Annotated in this window: 5 protein-coding genes and 1 tRNA gene; 3 read left to right on the top strand and 3 right to left on the bottom strand. The window is 72.1% G+C overall.

Going from position 1 to position 5,638, the window contains the following annotated elements; all coding sequences use genetic code 11:
• The first annotated feature begins 144 nt into the window (after positions 1–144).
• On the top strand, positions 145–1,290 hold the full coding sequence (locus ACWGDE_RS35500) for an agmatine deiminase family protein (protein WP_453393191.1): 1,146 nt from the start codon (positions 145–147) through the stop codon (positions 1,288–1,290).
• A gap of 127 nt (positions 1,291–1,417) precedes the next feature.
• Here ACWGDE_RS35500 and ACWGDE_RS35495 read toward each other — a convergent pair.
• Together ACWGDE_RS35495 and ACWGDE_RS35490 are read right to left on the bottom strand one after the other, a co-directional pair.
• A tRNA-Leu gene (locus tag ACWGDE_RS35495) sits at positions 1,418–1,502 on the bottom strand.
• 162 nt (positions 1,503–1,664) lie between these two features.
• Positions 1,665–2,132, bottom strand: a complete 468-nt coding sequence (locus tag ACWGDE_RS35490; protein WP_453393190.1) for a hypothetical protein — start codon at positions 2,130–2,132, stop codon at positions 1,665–1,667.
• A gap of 206 nt (positions 2,133–2,338) precedes the next feature.
• Between ACWGDE_RS35490 and ACWGDE_RS35485 the strand changes: the two genes are divergently transcribed.
• The gene (locus tag ACWGDE_RS35485; protein WP_453393189.1) at positions 2,339–3,625 is read left to right on the top strand and encodes a low temperature requirement protein A; all 1,287 of its coding nucleotides are present in this window, start codon (positions 2,339–2,341) and stop codon (positions 3,623–3,625) included.
• Here the strand turns inward: ACWGDE_RS35485 and ACWGDE_RS35480 are convergent.
• Positions 3,609–4,550 carry a beta-ketoacyl-ACP synthase III gene (locus tag ACWGDE_RS35480; RefSeq protein WP_453393188.1) on the bottom strand — a complete coding sequence of 314 codons (942 nt, stop codon included), beginning with the start codon at positions 4,548–4,550 and terminating at the stop codon, positions 3,609–3,611. The two genes, ACWGDE_RS35485 and ACWGDE_RS35480, sit on opposite strands and share 17 nt — an antisense overlap.
• A gap of 204 nt (positions 4,551–4,754) precedes the next feature.
• On the opposite strand from ACWGDE_RS35480, the gene fdhD reads away from it, so the two are divergent.
• Positions 4,755–5,588, top strand: coding sequence for a formate dehydrogenase accessory sulfurtransferase FdhD (gene fdhD / locus ACWGDE_RS35475; protein WP_453393187.1), 834 nt, complete (start codon positions 4,755–4,757; stop codon positions 5,586–5,588).
• The last annotated feature ends 50 nt before the right edge of the window (positions 5,589–5,638 follow it).

The raw sequence follows: 5,638 nt of genomic DNA, 5'->3' as shown, positions 1-5,638 counted from the left end.
GGGTGGTATCCCGTGTCCATCGCCGCCCCGGGTCCGGCCATTTGAGGGGGGCCGTGGGCGCGGCGGCGCCCACGGCCCATCGGTTCGTCACATGCACGCGTTCGCGCGTCCGCGCGGCCGCGCACCACTGATCGGAGATCAGAGATGAACGAGCACGTCGTACGGAAGCTGGACAGACGGGGGTTCCTGGCGGCGGCGGGCCTCACGGCCGCCGGCGCCGCCCTGGCCTCGGTCGGCGGACAGGCCTTCGCGGGCGTCCGCCCGTCGGCGGCCGCGGCCGCCGCGGGATTCGCCGTACCCGGTGACGACGTCCGGCACACCCGGACCTGGATGGCGTGGCCCGACAGCTCCGCGATCTGGGGCCGGAAGCTGGCCGGCGTCCAGGCGAACATCGCCCTCATCGCGAAGACCATCGCGAAGTACGAGCCCGTCGTCGTGCTCGCCAACTCGGCGAGCGTGTCCAAGGCGAAGAGCGCCTGCGGCAGCGCGGTCACGGTCATCGGCACCATACCCGTCGACGACTGCTGGATCCGGGACAGCGGGCCGGTGTTCCGCAAGAACGGGGCGGGCGGCCTGGACGCGATCGGCACCAACTTCAACGGCTGGGGCAACAAGCAGACCCACGCCAAGGACTCCCTGGTGGCGGGCCGCGTCGCGGCCTACGCCGGGGTCGCGTTCAGCACCACCGGTTTCGTCGGCGAGGGCGGGTCGGTGGAGGCGGACGGCGCCGGCACGCTCATGGCCACGCGCAGCTCCCTCATCAACTCCAACCGCAACCCCAACATGAGCCAGGCCCAGCTGGAAGCGGCCATGTGCGCCGCCTACGGCGCGTCCAAGGTCATCTGGTTCAAGGGCGTCTCCGGCCAGGACATCACCGACGACCACGTCGACGCCACCTCCCGGTTCCTCGCCGCGGGGAAGGGCATGGTCCAGATGCCGCTCGCGAGCGACACCGACGCCTGGGCGAACGACGCCCGCCAGCAGTACCAGATCCTGTCCACCTCCACCGACGCCCTCGGCCGCCCGATCGCGGTCACCAAGCTCCAGGGCCCCGACTACAACAAGATCCGCTCGACGAGCCAGGACTTCGTGGGCTCGTACGCCAACTACTACCTGTGCAACGGCGCCGTGATCTCCGCGCAGTTCGGTGACACCGGCGCGGACGCGGCGGCGAAGGCCACCCTCCAGCGGGCCTTCCCGGGCCGGGTCGTCGAGCAGCTCAACATCGACAACCTCGGCGCGGGCGGCGGCGGCATCCACTGCGTCACGCAGCAGCAGCCGGTCCCGTAGGGAACCCCTGCCCCACCCCCACCGGGCGAGACACGACCGGACCGCCGGACCGCCAGGCCGGCCGACCCGGAAAACGACTCTGGCCCCCTGCTGTTCGCAGGGGGCCAGACGGTCTTTCGACCTTTTGTGTCCGAGGGGGGACTTGAACCCCCACGCCCGATAAAGGGCACTAGCACCTCAAGCTAGCGCGTCTGCCATTCCGCCACCCGGACCAGGTGGTCGGCCCCGGTTTCCCGCGGCGACATGGACAACAATAGCAAAGGTTCGGCGGGGTTCCGACCAGGTATTTCGCCCGGGCCGAGTTCGACGCGCCGCGCTGACCTGCGGGCATGTCCGGAGGCGGGCCCGCGGGCCGGGCGAGACGGGTCGTCTCGCTACCGGGTGCCGGCGTCGGCGCGCTCCCCCGCGACCCAGTCCTCGGCGTACTGCCAGGCGTACAGGGTGGTGTCGGCCTCCTTGTAGGCGTAGTACAGCCCGCAGCGCAGGCCGGCCCGGCCCCGCGCGTCCTTCGGGAACCAGTCCGCCTTCAGCGGCACCTCCTTGATGTTCGGCGCGGGCTCGGGCCTGCACTGCTCCGGGAGCTTGCCGTCGGGGAGGGTCGCCTTCAGCAGGCGTTCGCCGCCCGTGGTCTTCATCGCGTACTCGACCGACTCCGCACCGTCCGGGAGCCAGCGCGGGACGGAGGCGCGCTTCTCCTTGGCCTGGGCGCCGGTCGCGTAGGAGCTCGTCTCCTGGTGCCGGTTCTCGATCCAGTCGTTCGCGGCGGGTACGGCGATCGCGGCGGCGGCCGCGAGGACCAGGACGACTCCGGCGGAGGTCAGGACGACGGTCTTGCGACTCATGTGATGGTTGCTCCTGTTGCTGGCGGATTGCGTGGTTCCATCCTCCGGGCCGCGGCCCGCGGAGACGTCAGTCGTCCGGCCGGGATTCGCCTCCCTCTCAAGTCGCACGGCCCCGAGGGCTCCCGGATGTTGAAACCGGCTGGACACCCGGGTTCCGAGGCGATCGGATGGGCGCCGCACGTTCGACTTTTCAGGGGGAGCAGCGCATGGAAACCGAGCACCGCGTCAGCACGCTGGAGCTCTTCTTCGACCTCGTCTTCGTCTTCACCATCACCCAGCTGACGGTCCTGCTCGCGGACGACCTCACCCTCCGCGGCGCCGGCCGGGTGCTGCTGATCTTCACCGTGCTGTTCTGGATGTACGGGGGCTACGCGTACCTGACCAACCAGGTGCCGCCCGACCGGCCCGTGCGCCGCGTGCTGATCCTGCTGGCCATGGGGGCGTTCCTGGTGTGCGCGCTGGCCGTGCCGACCGCCTTCGGGGACGGCGGGGTGGCCTTCGGGCTCGGCTACCTGCTCGTGGTGATCCTGCACAGTGCGCTGTTCAGCCAGGCCCACGGGCGCGGGGTGCTCTGGTTCGCGCTCCCCAACGCGCTGTCCGCGCTGTCGGTGACGGCCGCCGGGCTGTTCGACGGGCCGACGGCCCTGGGGCTGTGGGCGCTGGCGCTGGTGTTCCAGTTCGTCACGCCCGCCATCACGCGGCGGGCGACGGCCTCGGGGGCGGACACGGCCGCCGGGACGACCGTCGAGGACCAGCTCGGCGGGATCGGTGCCGCGCACTTCGTGGAGCGGCACGGGCTGCTGCTGATCATCGTCTTCGGCGAGTCGGTGATCGCGATCGGCATCGGGGTGGGTTCGCTGCCGCTGACCTTCGGGATCGCCGTGGGCGCCTTCCTGGCGCTGGCCGTCGGGGCCGCGCTGTGGTGGATGTACTTCGTGCGCGACGAGGGGCGCGCCGAGCACGTCTTCGCGAGCACTCCCCCGCAGCGGCGTTTCAAGCTGGCGCTGCGCGCGTACTACTACGCCTTCATCCCGATGCTGCTGGGCATCGCGGCCTTCTCGGCGGGCGTGAAGAAGAGCATCGGGCACCTGGGCGAGCAGCTGGCGGCCGGGCCCGCCTTCGCGCTCGCGGGCGGGGTCGCCTGCTATCTGGCCGGGGACACCGCGTTCCGGCTGGTGCTGGGCATCAGGCCGGTACGGTTCCGCGCGCTCGCGGTGGTGCCCGTACTGGCGACGGCGGCGGCGGGCATGCGCCTGGGGGCCGCCTGGCAGCTGACCGGGCTCGTCCTGGTGCTCCTGGGCGCACTGGCGGCCGAGGCGCGCGCCGCGGGGGCGAAGGGCCCGGACGCGGCGCCCGGCGCGGCCGCGGAGACCGGCTCGGACGGGGCACCGCCCACGGATGTGGAGACGGGAACGGCCCCGGAGGAGCGCGTGGGCTCCGCCGGGGCCGCTTCCGGGACCGGGCCGGCTGGACGGCCTACGGGCAGCGGATGACCTGGCCGGCGTAGGAGAGGTTGCCGCCGAAGCCGAAGAGGAGGACCGGCGCCCCGGAGGGGATCTCGCCGCGCTCGACCAGCTTGGACAGGGCCATCGGGATCGAGGCGGCCGAGGTGTTGCCGGAGTCGACGACATCGCGGGCGACGACCGCGTTGACCGCGCCGATCTTGGCGGCGAGCGGCTCGATGATCCGCAGGTTCGCCTGGTGCAGGACGACCGCGGCCAGCTCCTCGGGGGTGACCCCGGCCTTCTCGCACACCTTGCGGGCGAGCGGCGGGAGCTGGCTGGTGGTCCAGCGGTAGACGGACTGGCCCTCCTGGGCGAAGACCGGCGGGGAGCCCTCGATGCGGACCGCGTGGCCCATCTCGGGCACGGAGCCCCACAGGACCGGGCCGATGCCGGGCTCGTCGCAGGCCTCGACGACGGCCGCGCCGGCGCCGTCACCGGTCAGGACGCAGGTGGTGCGGTCCGTCCAGTCGGTGATCTCGGTCATCTTGTCGGCACCGATGACCAGGGCCCGGGTGGCCGCGCCGGCCCGGATCGCGTGGTCGGCGGTGGCCAGGGCGTGCGTGAAGCCCGAGCAGACGACGTTGATGTCCATGACGGCGGGAGCGCCGCCCATGCCCAGCTTGGCGGCCACGCGGGCGGCCATGTTGGGGGAACGGTCGATGGCCGTGGAGGTGGCGACGAGGACGAGGTCGATGTCGTCCGGAGTCAGGCCCGCGCTCGCGAGGGCCTTGCCGGCGGCCTGGTAGGCCAGCTCGTCCACCGGCTCGTCGGGACCGGCGATGTGGCGGGTCCTGATCCCGACGCGGGACCGGATCCACTCGTCGTTGGTGTCCACCATGGCCTCGAGGTCCTCGTTGGTGAGCACTCTCGCGGGCTGGTAGTGCCCTAGCGCCACCACGCGTGAACCGGTCATGGGCGGGGTCCCCCCTCGTACGGCAGTCAGGATGTCCCAGCTTCGCCTGCTACCCATGGGTACGGGGGCGCGTGACCCGACAGGATTCAGTGCCCTGAATTTGGAGCTTCCCGAGGATCTTCCAGCCGGGGACGTGCTCCAAGCGGATCGGCGAGAATGGGTGCGCGAACCGTACGGCGAGGACAGAACAGGTGGGCTGATCACATGGGACGGGTCACCGAACGGCGCCGGGTCGTGCGGATCCGGAATGGCGTGGTGGGCACCCGTGCGGACACGCTGGTGGCCGAGGAGCCGCTGGAGATACGGCTGAACGGCAAACCGCTGGCCATCACGATGCGCACGCCGGGCGACGATTTCGCGCTGGCCGTCGGCTTCCTGGTCAGCGAGGGAGTGCTCGGATCGGCCGACGACGTCGCCGCCGTCACCTACTGCGAAGGCGCCGCCGAGGACGGAACCAACACCTACAACGTGGTGAACGTACGACTGGCCGCCGGGGTTCCCGTGCCGGACATCTCGCTGGAGCGGAACGTCTACACCACCTCGTCCTGCGGGCTGTGCGGCAAGGCCAGCCTGGACGCGGTGCGCACGGCGACCCGGTTCCCGGGGCTCGCGGACGATCCCGTACGGGTCGGCGCGCGGATGCTCGGGGAGCTGCCGGACCGGCTGCGCGCCGAGCAGAAGGTCTTCGACCGCACGGGCGGGCTGCACGGCGCCGGGCTGTTCTCGGCGCGGGGCGAGCTGATCGACGTACGCGAGGACGTGGGCCGGCACAACGCGGTGGACAAGCTCGTCGGCCGGGCCCTGCAGGCCGGCCGGCTGCCGCAGGCGGGGTCGGTGCTGCTGGTGTCGAGCCGGGCCTCCTTCGAGCTGGCGCAGAAGGCGGTGATGGCGGGCATCCCCGTCCTGGCGGCCGTCTCCGCGCCCTCCTCGCTGGCGGTGGACCTGGCGCTGGAGTCGGGGCTGACGCTGGTCGGGTTCCTGCGGGGCGGGGACATGAACGTCTACGCGGGCGAGGAGCGGATCGACCTGTCGGCGTGAGGTGCCCGCGAACGCCCGCGAGGCGCCCGTCGGGCAGCCGCGGGACGTGC

The sequence above is a fragment of the Streptomyces sp. NPDC054956 genome (assembly GCF_053609185.1).
This window is presented reverse-complemented; position numbering and strand designations above follow the sequence as displayed.

Coding starts and splice junctions, on each gene's coding strand:
- ACWGDE_RS35480 (WP_453393188.1), bottom strand. CDS start 4,550: ATGACCGGTTCACGCGTGGTGGCGCTAGGGCACTACCAGCCCGCGAGA.
- fdhD (WP_453393187.1), top strand. CDS start 4,755: ATGGGACGGGTCACCGAACGGCGCCGGGTCGTGCGGATCCGGAATGGC.
- ACWGDE_RS35490 (WP_453393190.1), bottom strand. CDS start 2,132: ATGAGTCGCAAGACCGTCGTCCTGACCTCCGCCGGAGTCGTCCTGGTC.
- ACWGDE_RS35500 (WP_453393191.1), top strand. CDS start 145: ATGAACGAGCACGTCGTACGGAAGCTGGACAGACGGGGGTTCCTGGCG.
- ACWGDE_RS35485 (WP_453393189.1), top strand. CDS start 2,339: ATGGAAACCGAGCACCGCGTCAGCACGCTGGAGCTCTTCTTCGACCTC.